This window comes from Acinetobacter sp. YH12040, assembly GCF_013420005.1.
Taxonomy (GTDB): domain Bacteria; phylum Pseudomonadota; class Gammaproteobacteria; order Pseudomonadales; family Moraxellaceae; genus Acinetobacter; species Acinetobacter amyesii.
Genome location: NZ_VOZB01000003.1, coordinates 308233 through 328173 on the forward strand (window position 1 = coordinate 308233; position 19941 = coordinate 328173).

Here is a 19941-nt window from a genome sequence, read left to right on the forward strand (position 1 = left end):
AAGCTAGTACTGATTTAATTCCAGCGATTTATGCGTTTAAAGGTTCCAAAATCATTGAAACGTACACCAACCTCACGCATGACTTGGTGTGCAGTTTTTGCGGTTAGATGACGAATATAAAACGGCTCTTTGACCACAAAATGGTGGATGGCATGGGTCGAACCAAAGTTAAAGCAAAACAATTGCATTGGGAACAACCACCACGGATTTAACACCTGAGTTTGTTTAATGATATCGCGTGGGTCAATATCGCCATAATAATGCATATTTGAGCTGATAAATTGTAAGCAGAAAGAACGTATAAAGTTCGGAATAATCCAAATCACAGCTAAAAAATTAATCATTGGAATTAATTTCACTAAATTGACTGACCAACTAATACTTTGTCCTAACATTGGAGCAATACCATTCACCACATGATAAATGACAAATACATACCAAATGCCGTAATAAACAAAACTTAAAGGGAAAAATCCAGTCAATTGAGAGAACAATGCCGTTTTACGTTCTTTTTCAGGTTGTTTTTCAATGAATGTCCTAATCATCTTAAACATTTGAAATGGGCGCAAATAAACCGTCATCAATTGATCGCTAATGACCAATATACGACGTAATCCCCAAGGCATGCCATTACTAATGCCCCGTTCTTCCAAATCGTATTCTGAACCTGAATATTTATGGTGATTGAGGTGCAAACGACGACGTGCCCAAGGACTAATAGTATTCGGACGTGCTAACCACACCAAGGCCAACATGAGATGGTGAGCCCACGGCGTCTTTTTAAAGTACATATAATGAATCAGGTCATGTTCTAATTCATGTGTCAGTGAAGCAAACATCGCCACCAAAATCACACAAGCCCATGCCGGTAAAATGCCAACAGCAAACGCCCAAGCTGAACCCAACATTCCTAGTAGCGCAAAAATAAGGATGGCTGCGCCTATAAAGTTTTGATGTTTTAAAATGGGATATTGCTGACGTAAGTCTTCACCAGCTTTCGTTACGACAGTTCTGACTTTGTTAATTCGCTGTTGATCTGTCATATCGGAAGACATAGACATAGTACAAACCTAAAAATTAATGAACAGTTGTACATTAAAGCAAATTAAAAAAAAGGAAATCGCTATTTTGAGAACAAATCATCGTCTGTTCAAATATTCAACATTTTATTTATTTTCAATATCTTATTTATAAATAATCTGAGTAATTACTCCATTTTTTCTTTGCAAAATCGGTTGCTTTTAATGTCTTTTCATCACAGGTTTTATGTATTCCTTTTTAAACTACAGAGGATGGCGAATATCATTTGAGAATAATAAAGCCCCAAAATTGGAGCTTTATTATTGCATAAAGGTTTAACCCAATTTATTCACGATCTTTAACGGCAATACTTTCATCGCAAGACCTAGAGGCAACCATGGCCATTGTGGTACATAGGCTTTAACCGGTGCTTTCTCAATGGCTTTTGCTAAAAGATGTGAACCAGTTTTTTCATCGACTTCAAATGGTAGTTTTTTCGCACCTTCATTGATCTCCGTACGAATATAACCAGGGAAAATAGTCGTCACTTTAATTGGGGTATCAATTAGCTCTGCACGAATACCTTCAGCTAGAGCAGCAACACCTGCTTTACTTGCACCATAAGCCGTTAAATGTTTAGGCATACCACGCATAGCACTCATCGACGAAATCACCACCAAATGCCCTGCATTTTGGCTACGGAAAATTTCAACCGCAGCTTCGCATTGCGCCAAAGCAGAGATAAAGTTAGTTTCAACTGTGGCGCGGTTAATTTCAAAATTACCTTTACCAATACGACGACCTTCACCGACACCTGCGTTGACAATAACACGGTCAATACTGCCAAAATCTGCTTTAAAGGCACGGAACACTTCAAACACTTGATCGTAATTTGTAACATCGAGGGTTTTCGCAATCACTTTGATGCCATATTGGCTTTCCAGTTCATTTTTTAGTGTTTCTAGACGCTCTAAACGACGTGCACAAATGGCTAAGTTATAGCCTTTTTGCGCAAACTCACGTGCCATTCCTGCACCAATCCCTGAGCTTGCACCTGTAATTAAAATTGTTTTAGCCATGATAATTCCTTTGTTTATCTTAGATCCAAGTCAATAAATTTGGATCAACTGCTTTTATAAAATGATGTTCATTTAAACTGAGTAATTGCGGTTCATTTCCAACCAAACGTAGTGTTGTCATACTGGTATTGGCAATGGCCCAATTAAGTGCAAATGTTTTTTCAGGACTGAGTCCTAAAATTTTACCGACTGCAACCGAGATCACACCACCTGAACTAAACACAACGGCATAGCGTGGTTTGGTTTCAGCTAGTTGATTGCATAATTTTTCTAGCGCTGTTTCGACTCGACTTTTAAAATGTGGCCAAGATTCATCATATTCATGATGAAATTCTCCGCCTGTCCAACGTTCAATGGCACCTTCAAAAATTTTAGATAAATAAGCACGCGGGTTTTCATGCTTAGATACATCTTCTTTTAATAAATGCGGCTGGTTAAATCGAGGTTCATATTGAGCAAAAACTTGCTGATGATTAAATTCATTCCACGCGTTATCTGTATCAACTTGTGCTTCTGGAAAGCATTCAGCCAATGCAAGATTGGCTGTTTGTTGATGACGTTGCATTGAGCCCGCAACCACATAAGGACTTTCTTTTAAAATACGGTCGAAATACTGTCCCAGCACCTTAGCCTGTAGCTCACCGTTGGGAGAAAGCTTGTCATAGCTTTCTGCACCAAAAGAAGCCTGACCGTGCCGAATTAAATATATCGTGGTCATTTCCCTAAAATATCCTTCATTTTTTCAATATATTTTTGTGCCACGTCATTGGCTTCAAGTTTTTGCAAACCAATAAGTTTTAATGCACGAATATGTAAAGCATGGATCACAATCCAAAAATCTTTGAATGCTGGATTATTGGTTTGTTTGTGGTAAAAGCGATAATAAATTTGCTGTGCAATTACCGCTAAACGGAAAATGCCGAACACTTCATAAAAGGTCCAATTGTCCGTTTGAAGACCAGTTTTTTCTAAGTAATATTCAACGACTTCTTTACGGCTAAACATTCCTTTCAAGTTGGTCGGCTGACGGCGTGTGGCTTTAAAAATTGCGTTATCGGCACTTTCAACCCAATACGCCAAAGCTGAGCCTAAGTCCATCAATGGATCGCCTAATGTTGCCATTTCCCAATCCAATACACCAATCACTTGGGTAGGATCATTTGGATCTAATATCACGTTATCAAAACGCCAATCGTTATGAATTACACAGGTTTTAGAGTCAGCAGGAATATTGTCTTTGAGCCAATTACGGACATATTTAAAAGAAGGAACATTTAAGGTTTTGGCTTTTTCATAGCGTGCGTCCCAACCTTCCACTTGACGACGACAGTAGCCGTCGCCCTTGCCTATTTTTTCTAAATCTGTGCCTTGGTATGGCACTTGATGCAGCTCAACGAGTTTATCAATCACATTGATGCATAATTCGCGAACTTGGCTTTCATCAAAATTTAATTCTTTGGGTAAGTTTGCACGTGGAATGATACCTTCTACGCGTTTCATTACATAGAAATCACAGCCAATCACTGATTCGTCCTGACATAGTGCCACCATCTCAGGGAGCACTGGATAAAATTCAGATAATGCCTTCTGTACATTATATTCACGTGCCATATCATGTGCAGACTTGGCTTTGGTGCCTTTCGGTGGACGACGTAAAATTAAATCAGCATTGTCGTATTTTAAGCGATAAGTCCAATTTGATGCACCACCTGAATATTGAGTGACTTCTACAGGCCCTTCTATTTCAACGCCATGTTCAATCAACCAATTTCCTACAGCACGGACATCCAGTTCTTCACCCTCACGAACTGAACCGCCTACATCGATCACTGACATGCTTTTCTTCCTAAACTTGAATCTATCATGATGATAAAAATATAATTTTCTATAGTTTTATAGCATGGACAACTCAGGGTTGCCATGCCAAATATGTGACTACAACTTGTTTATTTTTTACGGCGGCTGCTGTAACCGCGCTTTGCCAATTCTAATTTAGCAATCATACCTTTATGCACTTCATCAGGGCCATCAGCTAGACGCAGTGAACGTGCTTGCGCAAAGAAACCTGTGAGCGGTGTATCTCGAGAAACTCCAGCACCACCGTGGATTTGAATCGCCATATCGACAACTTTTTCTAAGACACTCGGCGCAACTACTTTAATTGCAGAAATCTCGGTTAATGCAGCCATATTCCCTAGAGTATCCATTTTATATGCTGCATAAAGGGTCAGTAAACGTGCCTGATCAATCGCAACACGTGCTTCTGCTACGCGTTCTAAATTGCCACCGAGTTTTAAAATTTCTTTACCAAAAGCAGTACGGCTCATACCACGGTCAATCATCAGTTCTAGCGATTTTTCGGCAGCACCAATACAACGCATACAATGATGAATACGGCCTGGGCCTAAACGACCTTGTGCAATTTCAAAACCTTGACCTGCGCCGCCAATAAAGTTTGCAACAGGAACACGAACATTTGTGAAGCTAATTTCACCATGTCCATGTGGCGCATCATAGTCGCCAAACACAGGTAACATACGTTCGATTTTGACTCCAGCAGTTTCAACAGGTACTAAAACCATAGAATGCTGATGGTGACGGTCTTTGCTTTCATCAGGTGTATGCGCCATAAAAATAATGATTTTGGCATTTGGATCACCTAAACCTGAAGACCACCATTTACGGCCATTTAACACAATTTCGTCGCCTTCAACGACAGCTGTAGCTTCCATATTGGTGGCATCACTTGAAGCAACAGCAGGTTCTGTCATACAAAATACTGAACGGATTTTGCCGTCCAGTAATGGTGTTAACCATTGCTGCTTTTGTTGTTCCGTGCCATAACGCCAAATCACTTCCATATTGCCGCTGTCAGGTGCATTGCAATTGAATACCGTAGGTGCAAGTAAGCTACGGCCTGAAAGTTCTGCGATGTGCGCATATTCTTGTACAGATAAGCCTTGCCCAAGTTCAGAACAAGGTAAGAACATATTCCATAAGCCCGCAGCTTTGGCTTTATCTTTTAAGACCTCTAACTGTGCTGGCCATTGCCATTTGGTCCAATCGCCACCTTGGTTCAGCTCATGAACTTCTGCCCAAAACTCAGTTTCTACAGGCTCAATTTCATCTTTAATAAATTTTTTTGTTCTTTCAATATAATCTTGTGCACGTGCAGAAAGTTCAAACATGACAACATCCTTTAAATATTATGTTCTTTACGCTTTACAACACCATAACCTGAAATCTAATATGAACAAAATGATTTAATTCAATAGATGAACATGAATAGTATTCATAAAAATACCGTCATCGATATGGGTGTTTTCCACCGTATGGATATCAATTTATATCCACTGTATATCGCAATTTATGAACAAAAAAGCATTTCAAAAGCTGCAAAAATTTTGTGTATTACTCAGTCTGCAGCGAGTCATGCACTTCAACGGTTAAGACAACATTTACAAGATGACTTATTTGTACGTGCTGGAGCAAAAATGCTTCCTACGCCATTTGCCGAGCAGATTTATCCTGTAATTAAAAATGCGCTTATTGCGATTCAAAGTATTTCTATCCAAAAACAACAATTTACTCCTTCAATGGTACAGAGCTTGAAAATTGCGGTACATGATGAAATTGAACCGATCATTTTTCCCAAGTTAGTTGAACACTTTCAACAGCAACAGTTTCAGATCCAATTTTCCAGTATTAAATTAGATCGTAAAACCATTGTGGCTGATCTAGCTGCACAGCAAATTGATTTTGCGATTGACCTTGAGCAAAACTTTGGTGAAAAGATTAATTTTCAAACCTTAGTTGAAGACCAATTCGTGGTTTGTAGTCAACATCCCAAAATGGATGAACATATTTATCTTTCGGCTCCTCATATTGGGGTTTCTTCCCGACGTGCAGGTGTATTAGTTGAAGATATTTATTTAAATCGTAAAAAACACTCTAGAGAGATTTTTTTACGCTGTCAGCATTACTCTACTGCGCTACAAATTTTGGCACAGCAGCCCAAGGCGATATTGACGATTCCGCAAAATATTTTGACGCATTTACAGGTTGCTCCCGAACTGAATATTTTTGATGTACCTGTAGACTTGCCGAAAATTAAATTAGGGATGTATTGGCATAATGATTTGGAATTAAATTCACGGCATGTTTTTTTGCGAAGCCAAATTTCTAAAATTTTTGCTTAGGCTATTTTATGATGATATATCAGCTTGCTTAGGCTATTTACATGGATTTAGATTGAATTCTGCGTGATGAAGCTTGCTGTATATTTATAGATCAAATGCTGATTATTTAAGGTATTTTTAACTGACCGTCGGTTTATTCGACAGCCATAAATCATGAGTTCTTATAAAATCTAAATTCCTGTTTTTATGCGATATGAGCTCGTTCATATCATTGTGTATGCTTTCAAATCTCTCCGCGAATTGGCTCATGGCGTTAGGTGCAGTACTGTGCCTGATCACTGTCTATGTTCTCTATAAAGTCACCATTTTCTTAAAGGATTTTTTCCAGCCTTTTAAGAAAGGAAAATCTTACCTCTGCCGTGTATCCGATATTAGTGATGGCGATACCCTCACCTGCTATCGGATGAATTTAAGACGTTCTAAAACCAAACTTCGCTTTGCTTATGTGGACGCGCCAGAATCAACACAAGCCTACGGTAAAGAGTCAGCCCGCCTGATCAAATCCATGGTTTATAAGAAATTTGTCCGCGTAAAAATCACTGATGTAGACCGTTATGGCCGCTGCGTTGGGGTTATTTATCGCTATCGTAAATGCATGAATGAAGAAATGGTAAAACGTGGTGCTGCGTGGGTGTACGAAGAATACATCCGTGACCAAAAGCATTTGCACTATATGATGAATTTACAAAGTAAAGCACGTAAACAAAAGAAAGGTTTGTGGAAAGCCAGTCGTCCAATGCGCCCTAAAGAGTATCGTAAATTACATAAATAACAGACCACATTACAGCATGGCTAAGGAATATTTGATGACTTAGCCATGTCTAATATTTGACCTTTTTTTACTTCGCTATACAATAAAGCTGCCCTTTGGGGCATAGAAAATAAATTAGATAATTAAAATTGGAATAATAATGACTGAACTTACTTCAAGCGAATTGAATCCGTTTCAACAAGATCAAAATATTCAGCCTCAAATTCAAAAAGCCGATCATCCACTGTCTCCTGAAGGACGTTTTGGCCGCCTGTCCTATTTAGCGTGGTTATTTATCATTAGTATGATTTATACCTGCCTATTGGGCATCAGCGTCGCGCTAGGTGTTTTTGCATTTTTCAATTCAGCAGAACGTAGTATTGAAGCACTTTTTAATTCATTCTTAGGACTCAGTGCAATCGCACTGATTGTCGTTTCCATCGTTGCAATGTTTGTCGCAATGATCTGCATTACGATTCGTCGTTTACATGATCTAAATAAAAGCGGTTGGCTCTGTTTAATTTTTCTCATCCCTCTCGTCGGTACCATCTTTAGCATTTATGTGATGGCTGCAAAAGGCACTGAAGGTGAAAATAAATATGGTATTAAGCGTCCAACGGAACAAACAGAGAAAGTTATTGGGTCATTGTATCTAATCCTGATGATTGTTTATTTATTGGTCATGATCCCATTGATGTTCAATATGCAAAGTATGATGAGCAATTTAGAACAAGCGCAATTACAAGAACAAGCAATGATGTCTGAAGGTGAACCTGAAGAATTAACAGATGAACAACTTGCGGCTTATTTAGAGCAAGCTGAATCAGAAGGTGAAGAACTTGCTTATGCAGATGGTGAAAGTGTAGAAATTTCAGAAAATGCAGACAGCTCAGCGGAAGATGCAGCAATTGCAGCTGCAGAAGCTTCTGTAGAATAAACACGCATTGTTTAGGGCATAAATGAACAATATGTATTGCAAGATATGCTTTGTAAGAAATGTTATGCAAAAAAACCTGTGTGCGCACAGGTTTTTTTATACCTGTTTTTTATGCTTTGAGTTGTTCACTTGAATTCAAAATAAATAAGGCATAAAGTTGCGATAATTTAGTTACCCTAGTTAACTATCATGAATTCCACATTAGGTTTCCGCTCTTCACTTCTACGCTGTGCGCGTTTGATGAGTGATGAAATCAACACGATTTTATTGCCCTATCAATTGAACTATTCGCTTTGGCAAGTCATGTTTGTCACCCGTGAAAAAACCGCTTGTACATCTATTGAAATGGCGGAATATTTAAATGTATCCAAGCCATCCATCACTAAGCGTGTCAAAATTCTTGCACAGATGGATATTTTGGCACATGTGCAAACTGACGATAAACGTCAAAAGAAAATGATGCTCAGCGAGACTGGACGTGAGTTATTTCAGCAATGTGCAAAAGACATAGATGCCTTTGAGCAGCGCCTGATCGCGCCATTAGCTAGCCAAGATATCCAACGCTCCATTCAAATTTTACACCGTGTCATGCAAGAACTTGAACAAAACACTGTAGGTGATGATCATGCAAGATAACGCACCACTTTGGACTCGAAATTTTATTTTAGTCAGCGCCATTAACTTCCAATTGGTTTTAACCTTTTATCTCTTGGTTGTGGTGATCGTGGGCTATGCGGTGGCTGAATTGGGTGCGACTACAGCCCAAGCAGGTTTAGTTTCAGGCTTGTTCATTGTAGGCACATTGGTCGGGCGTTTATTGGTAGGCAAGTTCCTAGAACGCTTTGGACGTAAAACGACACTGATCGTTGGTTTAATTGGCTTTTTAATTTTTTCTGGTTTTTACTTCATTCAGTCTGGCGTCGGCATGTTGCTCTTCATACGCTTTATGCATGGCTTTATGATGGGTATGGCATCAACAGTGCTGGGTACCTTAATTGCCCAAATCTTACCAGCGACACGTCGCGGTGAAGGCATTGGCTACTACAGCATGAGTAGTACGTTAGGTACGGCTATTGGGCCATTTCTTGCAATTTGGATGATGTTACACATTGGTTATCACGCGATTTTTATTGTTTCTACGATTATCGCATTGAGCTGCCTATTGGTTGCCTTACTGATTCAAGTGCCCGATTTACCCAAAATCAATAAACCCCTCGATACTGTTGAAGCCGTCAAAAAACCAAGTTGGATTGCTCAATTTGTAGAGCCTAAAGCATTACCGATATCATTCATCATGCTTTTCGCTTCAATCTGCTATTCAGGCGTTTTGTCTTTCATTAACTTTTATGCCAAAGAAATCGATTTGGTTGAAACAGCCTCGTTTTTCTTTTTGATGTATGCCATTGCGATTTTAATTTCTCGCCCATTTACTGGCCCTTTGATGGATCGTAAAGGTGAAAATATTGTGATCTACCCTGCTTTTGTGATTATGGGCGTAGCATTGGTACTGCTCAGCATCACTCAGAGTTCATGGATGCTTTTACTTTGTGCCGGCTTACTTGGACTCGGTTATGGCAATATTCAGTCGGTCTGCCAAACAGTTGCCGTGAAAAGTGCACCGCTTGAACGTATGGGCTTTGCCACTTCGACTTTCTTTATCTTTTTGGATGCAGGCTTAGGCTTTGGACCATACTTTATCGGTAAATTGCTCGACCATATTGGTTACTCACAATTGTATTTGTATAGCGCATTTGCTGCCTTTGCATGTATGGGTGCCTACTACATTTTACATGGTCGTTATGCCGTTCGAACCGCTTAAACTGTATTTAAACATCAAATCGTCGGCTGAAACGTCGACGATATTCTAAGGGGCTCAGCCCAGTTTTTTTCTGAAATAACCGTCGAAATGAGCTTGGGTCACTATAGCCAACCTCTCGCATAATCAGATCTAAAGCATGTCCCGTTTCTTCTAAACGCTTTCGTGCAGCTTCAATCCGTATCGATTGTAAGTATTGATTGGGAGGAATATCCAAAGCCGCTTTAAAATGTCGAATCAATGTCCTCGTTGTCACATTAAACTGCGCTGCAAGTTCATCTAAGACAATATTTTCATGATAATGCTGTTCTAACCAATCTTGAACTTTTTGCACCAAACCATCCTGATGCGGTTTAGATATTTTCAATAATGAATAGGACAACTGACTATCACGACGATAATCCAATACAAATGATTTTGCCGTATGGATTGCCGTTTCAAAACCATAAAAACGTTCTATTAGGTGTAGTCCCAAATCAAACCATGCTAAGCCGCCGCCTGCACAATAGATATTTTGATCATGGCTAATCAGCTGATCTGCATTCAGTTTCACCAAAGGATAGCGTTCACGAAACATTTGCTGAAAGCCCCAATGCGTCGTTGCCTGCTTACCATCTAAAAGCCCTGCTTCTGCCAGAAAAAAATTACCCGTACAATTTCCTGCGATCAGTCCGCTCTGCAATTGCCGAGTTTTTAATAACTCGATTAGTGCTGAATTTTGCGCTAAAACATCTAAAATCGCCGCGCCTATCGTTGGAACAATAATGATATCTGCATCTGTTATTTCAGAAAATGCTAAATCTGCATAAAGCTTGATGCCATTGATACATTGCACAGCTTGACCATGTTGTGAGGCAATTTTGACCTGAAATAGCCGCTGCACATTTTGTTTTTGGATCCGGTTCCAACTGACCCCCGCCATTGCAAATAAATCAATGACCCCAGTAATCGCGGAAGCTAAAGCGCCATCAAATGCTAAAATTATGATTTTCTTCATTTAAAGTTCAAATTATCAAAATGTCATTTTTGACTTATTAAGTGTCATTATTGACAATTCTATATCTAAAAATCAACTGCTAGGCTTAAGGCATAAAATTCAACCCGATTTGAGATTGAGCAATGGCGCAGTTAATCAATGACAAAGATTTAAATTTTTTGCTATTTGACGTGTTTAAAGCGCAAGACTTAACGCATTACCCACGTTTTGCTGAGCATGATGCTGAAACCTTCAAAAGCATCCTAGAAACTGCACAAGGTATTGCTCAAGACTTTTTTGCACCCCATAACGCAACAGCCGATCAAAACGAACCTACGTTTGATGGTCAACAGGTTAAAACTATTACAGAAGTCAAAATGGCATGGAAGCAATTTGCAGATGCCGGCCTACTTTGTGCGCAGCATGATTATGATGCAGGCGGTATGCAACTTCCGACTTTAATTAACATGGCTGCAAATGCTTATTTCATGTCAGCAAATCCATCGTCAGTGGCTTATTCATTTCTAACCGCTGCGGCTGCAAATGTAATTCAAGCTTTCGGTACGACTGAACAAAAAGATAGGTTTGTACCGCATATGTTCAGTGGTCGCTTTGCAGGAACGATGGCTATGACTGAACCTGATGTGGGTTCATCTTTAGGTGATTTGACTACAAAAGCTATACCGCAAGCCGATGGTACCTACCTCATCAAAGGCCAAAAGATGTTTATTTCAGGGGGTGACCAAGACATCACTGAAAATATCGTCCATTTGGTGCTTGCTCGGATACAAGACGCACCTCAGGGCGTAAAAGGTATATCTCTGTTTATTGTTCCGAAGTTTAAAACCCTGAGCGATGGTTCACTTGCAGGCGCCAATGACGTTCAACTGGCTGGCTTATTACATAAAATGGGCTACAGAGGTACAACATCGACAGTACTGAGCTTTGGTGAAAAAGACCAATGTACAGGCTATCTGATTGGTGAAGCAGGTGCTGGTCTTAAATATATGTTTAAGATGATGAATGAAGCACGAGTCGGTGTCGGCTTAGGTGCAGCCATGATTGGATACCGTGGCTATTTAGAGTCACTCGAATATGCCAAATACCGTCCACAAGGTCGCTTAGTATCAGATAAAAATCCTGCCTCAAAACCTGTCAATATTATTCAACATACAGATGTTAAACGGATGCTTTTGGCACAAAAATCCTATGTGGAAGGCGCACTCGCATTATGCCTATTTGCTGCACGATTAATTGATGAACATCAAGCCGCTAACAATGAAGACAGCGCGTTGTTATTAGATTTGATTATCCCTGTCGTCAAATCATTCCCTTCCGCCTATGGACCAAAAGCCAATGATTTAGCCATTCAAGTTTTAGGTGGCGCGGGCTATACCCGTGAATATCCACTTGAACAATGCTATCGCGACAATCGCTTAAATCCGATCCATGAAGGTACATTTGGCATTCAATCTTTGGATTTGTTGGGTCGTAAGCTTTGGCAGCACAACAGCAAAGGTTTGATGCTGTTATTACAACGTATGCAAAATACGATTGATCAAGCTCAACATCCAAAAACGGAAGCGCTTGCAGCGATTTTTTCAGCACATTTAAACACGGTGAAGAAAACCACACAAACTTTGGGACAAGTCCTCGCCCAAGGTCATGTCGATCAGGCACTGGGAAACTCTGCGTTGTATCTAGACATGATGGGCAAAGTCATCATTTCATGGCTATGGCTTGAAATGGCCAATCAAGCCCTTGTGAAATTTGAACATTCCGATTTAGCTGAAGATAAACAATTCTTAGCCGGTAAATTACAAGCCGCGCAATATTTTATCCGCTGGGAATTACCTGAAATAGAGCACCAAGCCAAGTTATTGCTAGAACTTGATGATACTTGCCTCAACATGCAAGAAAGTTGGTTCTAGTCACCCGTTTAGCTCAGTCCTCAATGGGCTAATCTGGACAAGGTTTTCACGGATGAAAATCTTGTCCAACCCTATCTATCTCAATAAAACTGCAATAAAAAAAAGGAACTTAGATTTCGTTCCTTATTTATCAAAATTGAGTCCTATACACCGCAATTATTGGAAGACTTTAAAACGAGCGGCATCATCCATATAGCCTTTTTCTTTCGCTTCACCTTCCACTGAACCAAAAACCAATTGAGCACGAAGTTTCCAATGCGCAGGAATGTCCCATTCAGCATGCACTTGTTCATCCACAATTGGGTTGTAATGCTGTAGTGATGCGCCTAAACCTTCGGTGTGCAACGCTGTCCAAGTCGCAAATTGGGCAATGGCAGTTGAATGTTCAGCCCAAATCGGAAAGTTTTCTGCATAAGAAGGAAACTGTGCTTGTAGACCACTGACCACATCCAAATCTTCAAAGAACAAAACTGTACCCAAACCTGCTGCAAAACTTGCCATTTTATCCGTGGTCTTCGCAGCACTTTCTTCATCTTTTGCATAAGATTTTAATTTGTCAGCGACTAAGCCCCAAAATTTTTCGCTTTCACCATTAAATAAAATAACAGCACGAGAAGATTGTGAATTAAATGAAGACGGGCTTTGTTTAATCGCTGTTTGGATCAAATCAGTTAAATATTCTGTGCTTTGGCTTACATTGTCCCCAATAGCATAAATAGTGCGACGTTTGCTTATCAGGTCAATAAACTGATTTGACATATAAAATGGTCCTTTAGAATATAATGTGTAGATGAATCAGATACATTTGGAATAATAAGTATCGCTACTTTCCAAATGTTTTGAATGCTTCATTTGTTGATGGGTCACTATGAAACAGTCACTTGCCGAAGTAAATCTGAAGTTCTGCTGTACATATAAAAAATCCTCCTAAGCGGAGGATTTTTCGACTAAAACCTTATGAAGTTTAGAATTTTGCTTCTAGCACATTCGCTGACACTTTGTTTTTCCAAAGCTCACGTAACGTCGGTAGATAGAATTTTTCACCTAGCTCGACCAACTCAGCATCAATTAAACCATGAACTTCGTGCATGAATAGATAATCCAGTTCAACAGTTTGTAATTTTGACTGTGCTTTTTTATATTCTTTGCGCTTTTGCTGTGCTTTTTTTACCAAGTTATCTGCATAAGCACGGTCTTTATATTGCGCAATAGCATTCAAACGCAGTTCGATTACGCCCCAACCACTGAGTAGTAATTTGAATTTTTCAAAATCAGTAGTAGTAGATTCCCAGCTCATTTCTTCTAGATTTTCATTCTCAGGCAAAACTGGAAGCAAAAGCTCCATAACACTTGGGAAAATCTTTTTAAAATTCAAAACAAATTTAACAGGATGCTCGCCCGGATAATCTTTAAATTGAACGTTCTTTTGGACATCTGTCAAATAGATGGTGAGCATTGGGGGAAATCCTTAAATAAAACACTGTCTTGCAAATATTTATTCAAACAAATGTCAAATAGCAACGAAAACAGAAAAAGAAAGGCATTTTAACAAGTGTGCCAATGAATTCAAAGCCCAATCCTATGAATTACTCGCTTCATACTCCGGCCTTGCTGCATTTTGTTCGTTGCCCTATTTTTAATAAACCGTCCTGTTTATATACATACATTTCAAGATGACTATGATTCAAAAGAATATGTGTTAGCCAGTATTTAGCGATAAAAAAGAATTAAAAATTTATCCAATAAAAGAGAGGCTGAGTATGAGTCAGCCTCTCTTTTTATTTTCAAACACTCTAGATGAATGATCTCAAAACTATTTATTTGGTATTGGGTGAAACCATTTGCTCAGGACGAACCACTTCATCAAATTGCTCTGCAGTGACTAAACCGAGTTCTACCGCAACTTGTTTTAGAGTTTTACCTTCTTTATATGCAGTTTTAGCAACTTTTGCAGCATTTTCATAACCAATCACTGGGTTGAGTGCCGTAACTAACATTAATGAATCATGTAAGAAATGATCGATTTTTTCACGGTTTGGCTCAATGCCTACTGCACAGTGGTCATTGAAGCTATTACATGCATCGCCGAGGAGTTGAATAGATTGCAATAAGTTAAAGGCAATAACCGGCATAAACACGTTTAATTCAAAGTTACCCGATGCCCCAGCAACATTAATGGTTGTGTCATTTCCAAGTACTTGAGCAACCACCATCGTCATAGCTTCACTTTGAGTTGGATTAACCTTACCTGGCATGATGCTTGAACCTGGTTCATTTTCTGGAATGCGTAGCTCACCAAAACCACAGCGTGGGCCACTGGCTAACCAGCGCACGTCATTGGCGATTTTATTTAAACTTACAGCAAGTGTTTTTAACGCCCCCGATGCAAATACAGCAGCATCACGTCCTGCAAGTGCTTCAAATTTGTTGGGTGCAGTGACAAATGGTAGTCCTGTTTGTTTCGCAATTTCTGCTGCTGCTTTTACAGCATATTCAGGATGTGCATTCAGACCTGTGCCGACCGCTGTACCACCTAATGGTAATTCATACAGTCCTTCTAAAGCTTGATTTAAACGCTTCAAACCATGATCGAGCTGTGAAACATAGCCACTAAACTCTTGGCCTAATGTTAAAGGCGTTGCATCCTGTAAATGTGTACGGCCAATTTTAACAATATCTTTAAAATCGTTAGATTTTGCTTCTAAGGTATTACGCAGTTTCGTTACAGCAGGAATTAAAAGCTCATTGATTTGTAGGCTTGCAGCCACATGAATTGCGGTTGGGAATGAATCGTTGGTCGATTGAGCACGATTGACATGATCATTGGGATGGACAGGTTTTTGTGAACCCAATGGATTGCCTAGTTTTTGATTGGCAATATTGGCAATTACCTCATTACAGTTCATGTTACTTTGCGTACCAGAACCAGTTTGCCAAACTACCAGTGGGAATTGTGCATCCCATTGACCTGAGATCACTTCTTCGGCTGCATTGACGATATAACCAGAAAGTTCCTGAGGGATTTGACCCAATGCTGCGTTGGTGATCGCAGCTGATTTTTTCACGAGACCCATTGCACGAATCATTGGACGTGGTAAACGTTCACCACCAATTTTAAAGTTTTGCAAACTACGCTGTGTTTGTGCACCCCACATCGCATCGCTAGGTACTTCAACATCGCCCATTGTGTCATGTTCAATACGTGTTTGCATAAATGACCTCATATCCTTATTTATAAAACTTGAACGTCTGTGCAGAATCAAACTCTGCTGATAAATACAGTTTAGGTAACTTGTTTAGCCTTGTAAATAATAACCATTATCAATTATAAGTGGTTTATTTGATAATCTTTATCGTGATTTTATAAAGAAAATCATGCACGACGATTAAAATTACCCAATACAAGACGAGTTAATTCCCTCTTAATGTTTGTTGATAGAAACGCCATTCATCTTCTAGCATTTTCTTTAAATCTTGTTCAGGCTGCCAATCAAAAGTACTTTTCGCTTTCTGTGTACTTGCCCCAAGCTGGTCATATTCATGGCTTGGGTAAAAACTAGATTCGACCGTCTTAATCTCCGCCTGTGTCACTTCTGAAAGCGTATCTAATAGTTGCTGTATCGAAACCAACTCACCTGAAATATTAAAAGCCTCACAGGCGAATTGCTGCTGCGACAACCATTGCAAACATTGCCACACCGCCTTACAACAGTCGAGTACATGCACGAAACTCCGTTCCACAGTACCATCTTCAGTTTTAGCTTGTTTGCGAAGTTCGATAAAATCTCGTTGTAAAGCCCCAACTTGCATCGCTAGTGGCACGATATTTTTTGGCAATGGCGCTACAAACTCACCTAAAACTGCATGTTCGAATGCACCTGCGACGTTTCCTAAACGCAAAATCGCAATTTTCCACTCATTATCAGTACGTGCCGTATCCCGTATAATTTCTTCCACCATTTGTTGAGATTTCACATAGGGATTTGGATAGGTAAAATTGATTTCTGTGTCTTCTGTTAATTCTGCCGACGACTGTCCATATACCGCTAAACTTGATAAATGGATCAGTGTTCGTACACCTGTTCGCTGCATAGCACGCAGCAAACTCATGATACAACTGACATTATCATTATAATATTCAAGTGGTTTAAGGACGGATTCTTCCAATGACTTAAAGCCTGCCGTATGAATGACAGCATCGACGGTATATTGTTCAAATACTTTATTGAGTGCGGGAGTATTTCGAATATCGAGTTTGACAAAAGGTACATACATGCCTGAAATAAATTCTAGTCGTTCAAGTGTTTGTAAATTTGCATTGGATAAATTATCCACAATAATGACTTCTTGACCTTGAGCCATTAAACTCAAGGCTATATGTGAGCCTATAAAGCCTAAACCACCAGTCACTAAAATCATTGTTTAGATACTCCTTATAGTTATCAAGCTTTTACAAATCTTTGGCATCATCTCGGTGTCGTCACCAACTTATCTACAGATCTAAATTTTGAAACTTCGCCTCAGCATTTTTCATGAGCCGAACAATCTGCAAGAGCATTCTTGTTTTATCTTACTGCTTTAGAATTTTGACTGTGTTGCAGTTATGGATATTAACTGTATTTGATTTACGACAAATGACCTAGCTAGCGATCCATTTAGAAGACATCACAAGTTTTCGTGGCATTTGAGTTGAAGTCTTTTTGAAGAAGATATTTAATAATAGTTACATTGCGAAGCATGTTAGACAGCAACAAAATATTAGAAATGATCTTAATCGAATGAGCAAATTGAATTGAGCAGTCTGACTATTTTTGAGGTCGAGAAGCAGGATGTTGGCAATGTAACTATAGCAGCAGCAAAAGTTTGAAATCGCAAATATCTAGCAAACTTAATTTAGCGGATATAGCCTTTTTAATCATGGCTGAGAATAGGAACTCGTAAACTTTTAAAATCATGCTCACCAAATAAGACCCATATTTTCGCCATAAAGACAGTCCAACAAAATTCAGCAAAACCGCAATGATCAGCGCTCCCTCCATATCCATTGGATAATGCACACCTAAATAGACTCTCGACCACGCCACAAGAAAAGCGAAAGCTAGAAATACATAGCCGACAGCTTTTTGCTTTGAAAAAATATAAGAAAATGCAATCGTACTAAAAAACAGCATGTGATCACTCGGGAATGATCCATTCGGTGAATGTTCTATAATCGTGCGTCCAACATCCAAGACAAAGGGCCTAGGATAGTAAAAGAAACTTGAAATCACTTGGCTGATTAGAAATGCGACAATTGTAAAAACAGTGGCTTTAACGATTTGTTTTTTGGTGTCAAAACTGACTTTAAACCAAGCCAAAAACATCAAAAGAATCACGATATAAAATAGATCATTGGCTATAAATATGGCAAAAGAAATGGTGAAATCTAAAGCATTGTCCGAAGCATTGATTGAATTAAATAAACTTAAGTTAAATTTCTCTATATTCATGAGATGGTTTAAAAAATGAAAAGATCATAGCTCTCTGTAAAATCAAAAATTGCGTTTTATTCATATAAAGATTTTTCAGTATGTAACCGCACAGTTTATTTATGAAAAACTGACGGCTTGAGGCTGAATCCAAATTAAACCCAATGTTATACCAATCGTTCTATTTGAAGAAAAATTTGCAATGGCAGTGCTGCCTAAATAAGCAAAACTTTGCAAATGTTCAGATCATTGAGTAAATCATTGTATACTAGCTTTTTCTTCTGAACTCAGAACAAACTGTCGATCTAGACCGTTTATTCATTTAGTGAATTTCGATGAGTACTCTATTACTAATTACCTCCTCACCCACTTCGATATTGGCTTGGCATGCTTTGGGTCTTGCCCAAGCGCTGAAGCAGAAAGGCGAAAACTTTCGGGTTTTTTTCTATCAAGATGGTGTAAATGTGGCAAATGCCCTGCAATGGGTGCCAGATGATCAACGCAAACTCAGTAGTGAATGGCAAAAACTCAGCATTCGCTTACCTGTTTGTGTAAGTGCAGCGCTCGCACGTGGGATCACAGATCAGGAAAATGCACAGCGTCACAATATTCAGCAACATAATCTAGCTGAGCAATTTGAACTTGTGGGCCTAGGCGAACTTGCCGATGCCGTCCAAGCTGCTGACCGTTTATTGCAATTCTAAGTATTTTGATTGCCGCGCATTTGTAGCATTGAAAAGGAAAATTACGTGAAATCTGTACTGGTTGTTTTAACCCATGCAAATCTTGCAAGCTTACAAGTACATGAAAGTCTTTCTGCGACCATGGTGCTTGCAACCTTCGGTTGTGACGTTAAAGTGTTGCTTAAAGATGCTGCCCTAAGCTTACTTCAAGCAGAACAAGAGTTTAGTCAGTTCAAGCATGCATTTAAACTCGCATCCAACATGGTTGATAGCTTTGAATTTTATGATCTCACCCCGATTTATATTGAACAAAAAAATTCACAGCATCCATTTGTGATCAACAGTGAACAAGAGCTTGAGTTTGTTCAATTTAATACCGAATTAATTCAACAATTTGATCATGTGTTGTATTGGTAAAAGAGGAATGATGATGTCAAATTCTACGCTGTATTTAGTCCAAGCCAGCTATGCCAATACCCTACAGCACATCCAGCAGTTAGCCAGTTTAATCAACCCTGAAGATGTGATCATCTTGATGGGTGAAGCAGTCTTACATATTGCAGATGAACAAATTCAGCAATTTGGCACATGTTATGTACTTGAAAATGATGCTGAGATTTTAGGTAAAACTATGAATTATAGTCATATGAAAGTGATTAACTATGCTGCTTTTGCTGATCTATGCCTTAGATTTAAAAGATGTATTTCACTCAAATAATTTGTGTAAAAGCGATCCATTTCTACAATCTTCTCTTTTGGAATGAATATGAATCTTGAATTAGACCAAGATGGCCATTTGGTGGATTACACTATTTGGAATGAAGCTGTTGCCCAAGAACTGGCTAAAAGTTTAGAGCTTGAGTTAAGCCCTTGGCATTTTGAAGTTTTACAAGCTGTGCGACAGTTTTATCAACAGTTTGGTCACTCACCGGCAACTCGCCCACTCATTAAATTTTTAATGAAAACGGTAAGCGCTGATATTAATAATGCGGTGTTACAAGACAAATTTAACACGGGTTTGGTCGCTCGGCATTTAAGTCGTTTAGCGGGCATCCCTAAACCTGCAAATTGTTTGTGATTT

The 19941-nt window shown here is 39.2% G+C and carries 21 protein-coding genes; 10 read left to right on the forward strand and 11 right to left on the reverse strand.

The features are described 5' to 3' along the window. Positions 1-14: 14 nt before the first annotated feature. The 5 genes from FTT99_RS04730 to FTT99_RS04750 form a co-directional block, all read right to left on the reverse strand. A complete protein-coding gene (locus FTT99_RS04730) occupies positions 15-1061 on the reverse strand; it encodes a fatty acid desaturase (RefSeq protein ID WP_180129690.1) in 1047 nt (348 codons plus the stop codon). 294 nt (positions 1062-1355) lie between these two features. Continuing rightward, positions 1356-2099: an SDR family oxidoreductase gene (locus FTT99_RS04735; protein ID WP_078193819.1), complete on the reverse strand. Its 744-nt coding sequence runs from the start codon at positions 2097-2099 to the stop codon at positions 1356-1358. 19 nt (positions 2100-2118) lie between these two features. Then, on the reverse strand, positions 2119-2817 hold the full coding sequence (locus tag FTT99_RS04740; RefSeq protein ID WP_180003718.1) for a histidine phosphatase family protein: 699 nt from the start codon (positions 2815-2817) through the stop codon (positions 2119-2121). Further along, entirely contained in the window at positions 2814-3935 is a 1122-nt protein-coding gene (locus FTT99_RS04745; protein ID WP_180129689.1) for a phosphotransferase family protein, read from the reverse strand. Before FTT99_RS04745 ends, FTT99_RS04740 begins: the two co-directional genes overlap by 4 nt. A 110-nt stretch (positions 3936-4045) precedes the next feature. Then, entirely contained in the window at positions 4046-5287 is a 1242-nt protein-coding gene (locus tag FTT99_RS04750) for an acyl-CoA dehydrogenase family protein (protein ID WP_180085040.1), read from the reverse strand. 93 nt (positions 5288-5380) lie between these two features. On the opposite strand from FTT99_RS04750, the gene FTT99_RS04755 reads away from it, so the two are divergent. The 5 genes from FTT99_RS04755 to FTT99_RS04775 all read left to right on the forward strand — a co-directional run bounded on the left by FTT99_RS04755 (position 5381) and on the right by FTT99_RS04775 (position 9805). Then, entirely contained in the window at positions 5381-6298 is a 918-nt protein-coding gene (locus FTT99_RS04755) for a LysR family transcriptional regulator (protein WP_180129687.1), read from the forward strand. A gap of 217 nt (positions 6299-6515) precedes the next feature. Continuing rightward, entirely contained in the window at positions 6516-7070 is a 555-nt protein-coding gene (locus FTT99_RS04760) for a thermonuclease family protein (RefSeq protein ID WP_078193824.1), read from the forward strand. Positions 7071-7209: 139 nt separating this feature from the next. Further along, a complete protein-coding gene (locus FTT99_RS04765; RefSeq protein WP_078193825.1) occupies positions 7210-7986 on the forward strand; it encodes a DUF805 domain-containing protein in 777 nt (258 codons plus the stop codon). Positions 7987-8175: 189 nt separating this feature from the next. Next, complete coding sequence (locus FTT99_RS04770) at positions 8176-8622, forward strand: MarR family winged helix-turn-helix transcriptional regulator (protein ID WP_180129684.1); 447 nt, start codon at positions 8176-8178, stop codon at positions 8620-8622. Continuing rightward, a complete protein-coding gene (locus FTT99_RS04775; protein ID WP_373423555.1) occupies positions 8606-9805 on the forward strand; it encodes an MFS transporter in 1200 nt (399 codons plus the stop codon). Before FTT99_RS04770 ends, FTT99_RS04775 begins: the two co-directional genes overlap by 17 nt. A gap of 7 nt (positions 9806-9812) precedes the next feature. Here the strand turns inward: FTT99_RS04775 and FTT99_RS04780 are convergent, their stop codons facing one another. Continuing rightward, the gene (locus tag FTT99_RS04780; RefSeq protein ID WP_180129682.1) at positions 9813-10799 is read right to left on the reverse strand and encodes a GlxA family transcriptional regulator; all 987 of its coding nucleotides are present in this window, start codon (positions 10797-10799) and stop codon (positions 9813-9815) included. A 122-nt stretch (positions 10800-10921) separates the two neighbouring features. Here FTT99_RS04780 and FTT99_RS04785 point away from each other — a divergent pair, with 122 nt between their 5' ends. Next, positions 10922-12709, forward strand: a complete 1788-nt coding sequence (locus FTT99_RS04785; protein WP_180161269.1) for an acyl-CoA dehydrogenase — start codon at positions 10922-10924, stop codon at positions 12707-12709. Between the two features lie 156 nt (positions 12710-12865). Here FTT99_RS04785 and FTT99_RS04790 read toward each other — a convergent pair whose 3' ends face one another. The 5 genes from FTT99_RS04790 to FTT99_RS04810 all read right to left on the reverse strand — a co-directional run bounded on the left by FTT99_RS04790 (position 12866) and on the right by FTT99_RS04810 (position 18198). Then, the gene (locus FTT99_RS04790) at positions 12866-13468 is read right to left on the reverse strand and encodes a nitroreductase family protein (RefSeq protein ID WP_180129679.1); all 603 of its coding nucleotides are present in this window, start codon (positions 13466-13468) and stop codon (positions 12866-12868) included. A 205-nt stretch (positions 13469-13673) separates the two neighbouring features. After that, a complete protein-coding gene (locus tag FTT99_RS04795) occupies positions 13674-14165 on the reverse strand; it encodes a hypothetical protein (RefSeq protein ID WP_180059608.1) in 492 nt (163 codons plus the stop codon). A 361-nt stretch (positions 14166-14526) separates the two neighbouring features. Continuing rightward, positions 14527-15921 (reverse strand): class II fumarate hydratase, encoded by a 1395-nt coding sequence (gene fumC / locus FTT99_RS04800; protein WP_180129677.1) that lies wholly within the window; start codon positions 15919-15921, stop codon positions 14527-14529. A 199-nt stretch (positions 15922-16120) separates the two neighbouring features. Then, on the reverse strand, positions 16121-17128 hold the full coding sequence (locus FTT99_RS04805; protein WP_180129675.1) for an SDR family NAD(P)-dependent oxidoreductase: 1008 nt from the start codon (positions 17126-17128) through the stop codon (positions 16121-16123). A gap of 425 nt (positions 17129-17553) precedes the next feature. Beyond that, the gene (locus tag FTT99_RS04810) at positions 17554-18198 is read right to left on the reverse strand and encodes a phosphatase PAP2 family protein (protein ID WP_180035732.1); all 645 of its coding nucleotides are present in this window, start codon (positions 18196-18198) and stop codon (positions 17554-17556) included. Between the two features lie 314 nt (positions 18199-18512). On the opposite strand from FTT99_RS04810, the gene tusD reads away from it, so the two are divergent. From tusD to FTT99_RS04830, 4 genes are read left to right on the forward strand one after another with little or no spacing between them, the layout of a single operon-like run. Next, positions 18513-18881 carry a sulfurtransferase complex subunit TusD gene (gene tusD, locus FTT99_RS04815; protein WP_180035731.1) on the forward strand — a complete coding sequence of 123 codons (369 nt, stop codon included), beginning with the start codon at positions 18513-18515 and terminating at the stop codon, positions 18879-18881. Positions 18882-18926: 45 nt separating this feature from the next. Beyond that, the gene (locus FTT99_RS04820) at positions 18927-19277 is read left to right on the forward strand and encodes a hypothetical protein (protein WP_180035730.1); all 351 of its coding nucleotides are present in this window, start codon (positions 18927-18929) and stop codon (positions 19275-19277) included. A gap of 13 nt (positions 19278-19290) precedes the next feature. Then, on the forward strand, positions 19291-19578 hold the full coding sequence (locus tag FTT99_RS04825; protein WP_180035729.1) for a DsrH/TusB family sulfur metabolism protein: 288 nt from the start codon (positions 19291-19293) through the stop codon (positions 19576-19578). A 48-nt stretch (positions 19579-19626) separates the two neighbouring features. After that, positions 19627-19938 carry a TusE/DsrC/DsvC family sulfur relay protein gene (locus tag FTT99_RS04830; RefSeq protein WP_111884335.1) on the forward strand — a complete coding sequence of 104 codons (312 nt, stop codon included), beginning with the start codon at positions 19627-19629 and terminating at the stop codon, positions 19936-19938. The last annotated feature ends 3 nt before the right edge of the window (positions 19939-19941 follow it).

Excerpts from the sequence above, each read along its gene's own strand:
- FTT99_RS04775 (WP_373423555.1), top strand. The coding sequence starts at position 8,606 with ATGATCATGCAAGATAACGCACCACTTTGGACTCGAAATTTTATTTTA.
- FTT99_RS04770 (WP_180129684.1), top strand. The coding sequence starts at position 8,176 with ATGAATTCCACATTAGGTTTCCGCTCTTCACTTCTACGCTGTGCGCGT.
- FTT99_RS04760 (WP_078193824.1), top strand. The coding sequence starts at position 6,516 with ATGCTTTCAAATCTCTCCGCGAATTGGCTCATGGCGTTAGGTGCAGTA.
- FTT99_RS04805 (WP_180129675.1), bottom strand. The coding sequence starts at position 17,128 with ATGATTTTAGTGACTGGTGGTTTAGGCTTTATAGGCTCACATATAGCC.
- FTT99_RS04830 (WP_111884335.1), top strand. The coding sequence starts at position 19,627 with ATGAATCTTGAATTAGACCAAGATGGCCATTTGGTGGATTACACTATT.
- tusD (WP_180035731.1), top strand. The coding sequence starts at position 18,513 with ATGAGTACTCTATTACTAATTACCTCCTCACCCACTTCGATATTGGCT.
- fumC (WP_180129677.1), bottom strand. The coding sequence starts at position 15,921 with ATGCAAACACGTATTGAACATGACACAATGGGCGATGTTGAAGTACCT.
- FTT99_RS04785 (WP_180161269.1), top strand. The coding sequence starts at position 10,922 with ATGGCGCAGTTAATCAATGACAAAGATTTAAATTTTTTGCTATTTGAC.
- FTT99_RS04825 (WP_180035729.1), top strand. The coding sequence starts at position 19,291 with ATGTCAAATTCTACGCTGTATTTAGTCCAAGCCAGCTATGCCAATACC.
- FTT99_RS04810 (WP_180035732.1), bottom strand. The coding sequence starts at position 18,198 with ATGAATATAGAGAAATTTAACTTAAGTTTATTTAATTCAATCAATGCT.
- FTT99_RS04795 (WP_180059608.1), bottom strand. The coding sequence starts at position 14,165 with ATGCTCACCATCTATTTGACAGATGTCCAAAAGAACGTTCAATTTAAA.
- FTT99_RS04790 (WP_180129679.1), bottom strand. The coding sequence starts at position 13,468 with ATGTCAAATCAGTTTATTGACCTGATAAGCAAACGTCGCACTATTTAT.
- FTT99_RS04730 (WP_180129690.1), bottom strand. The coding sequence starts at position 1,061 with ATGTCTATGTCTTCCGATATGACAGATCAACAGCGAATTAACAAAGTC.
- FTT99_RS04740 (WP_180003718.1), bottom strand. The coding sequence starts at position 2,817 with ATGACCACGATATATTTAATTCGGCACGGTCAGGCTTCTTTTGGTGCA.
- FTT99_RS04780 (WP_180129682.1), bottom strand. The coding sequence starts at position 10,799 with ATGAAGAAAATCATAATTTTAGCATTTGATGGCGCTTTAGCTTCCGCG.
- FTT99_RS04745 (WP_180129689.1), bottom strand. The coding sequence starts at position 3,935 with ATGTCAGTGATCGATGTAGGCGGTTCAGTTCGTGAGGGTGAAGAACTG.
- FTT99_RS04750 (WP_180085040.1), bottom strand. The coding sequence starts at position 5,287 with ATGTTTGAACTTTCTGCACGTGCACAAGATTATATTGAAAGAACAAAA.
- FTT99_RS04765 (WP_078193825.1), top strand. The coding sequence starts at position 7,210 with ATGACTGAACTTACTTCAAGCGAATTGAATCCGTTTCAACAAGATCAA.
- FTT99_RS04755 (WP_180129687.1), top strand. The coding sequence starts at position 5,381 with ATGAATAGTATTCATAAAAATACCGTCATCGATATGGGTGTTTTCCAC.
- FTT99_RS04735 (WP_078193819.1), bottom strand. The coding sequence starts at position 2,099 with ATGGCTAAAACAATTTTAATTACAGGTGCAAGCTCAGGGATTGGTGCA.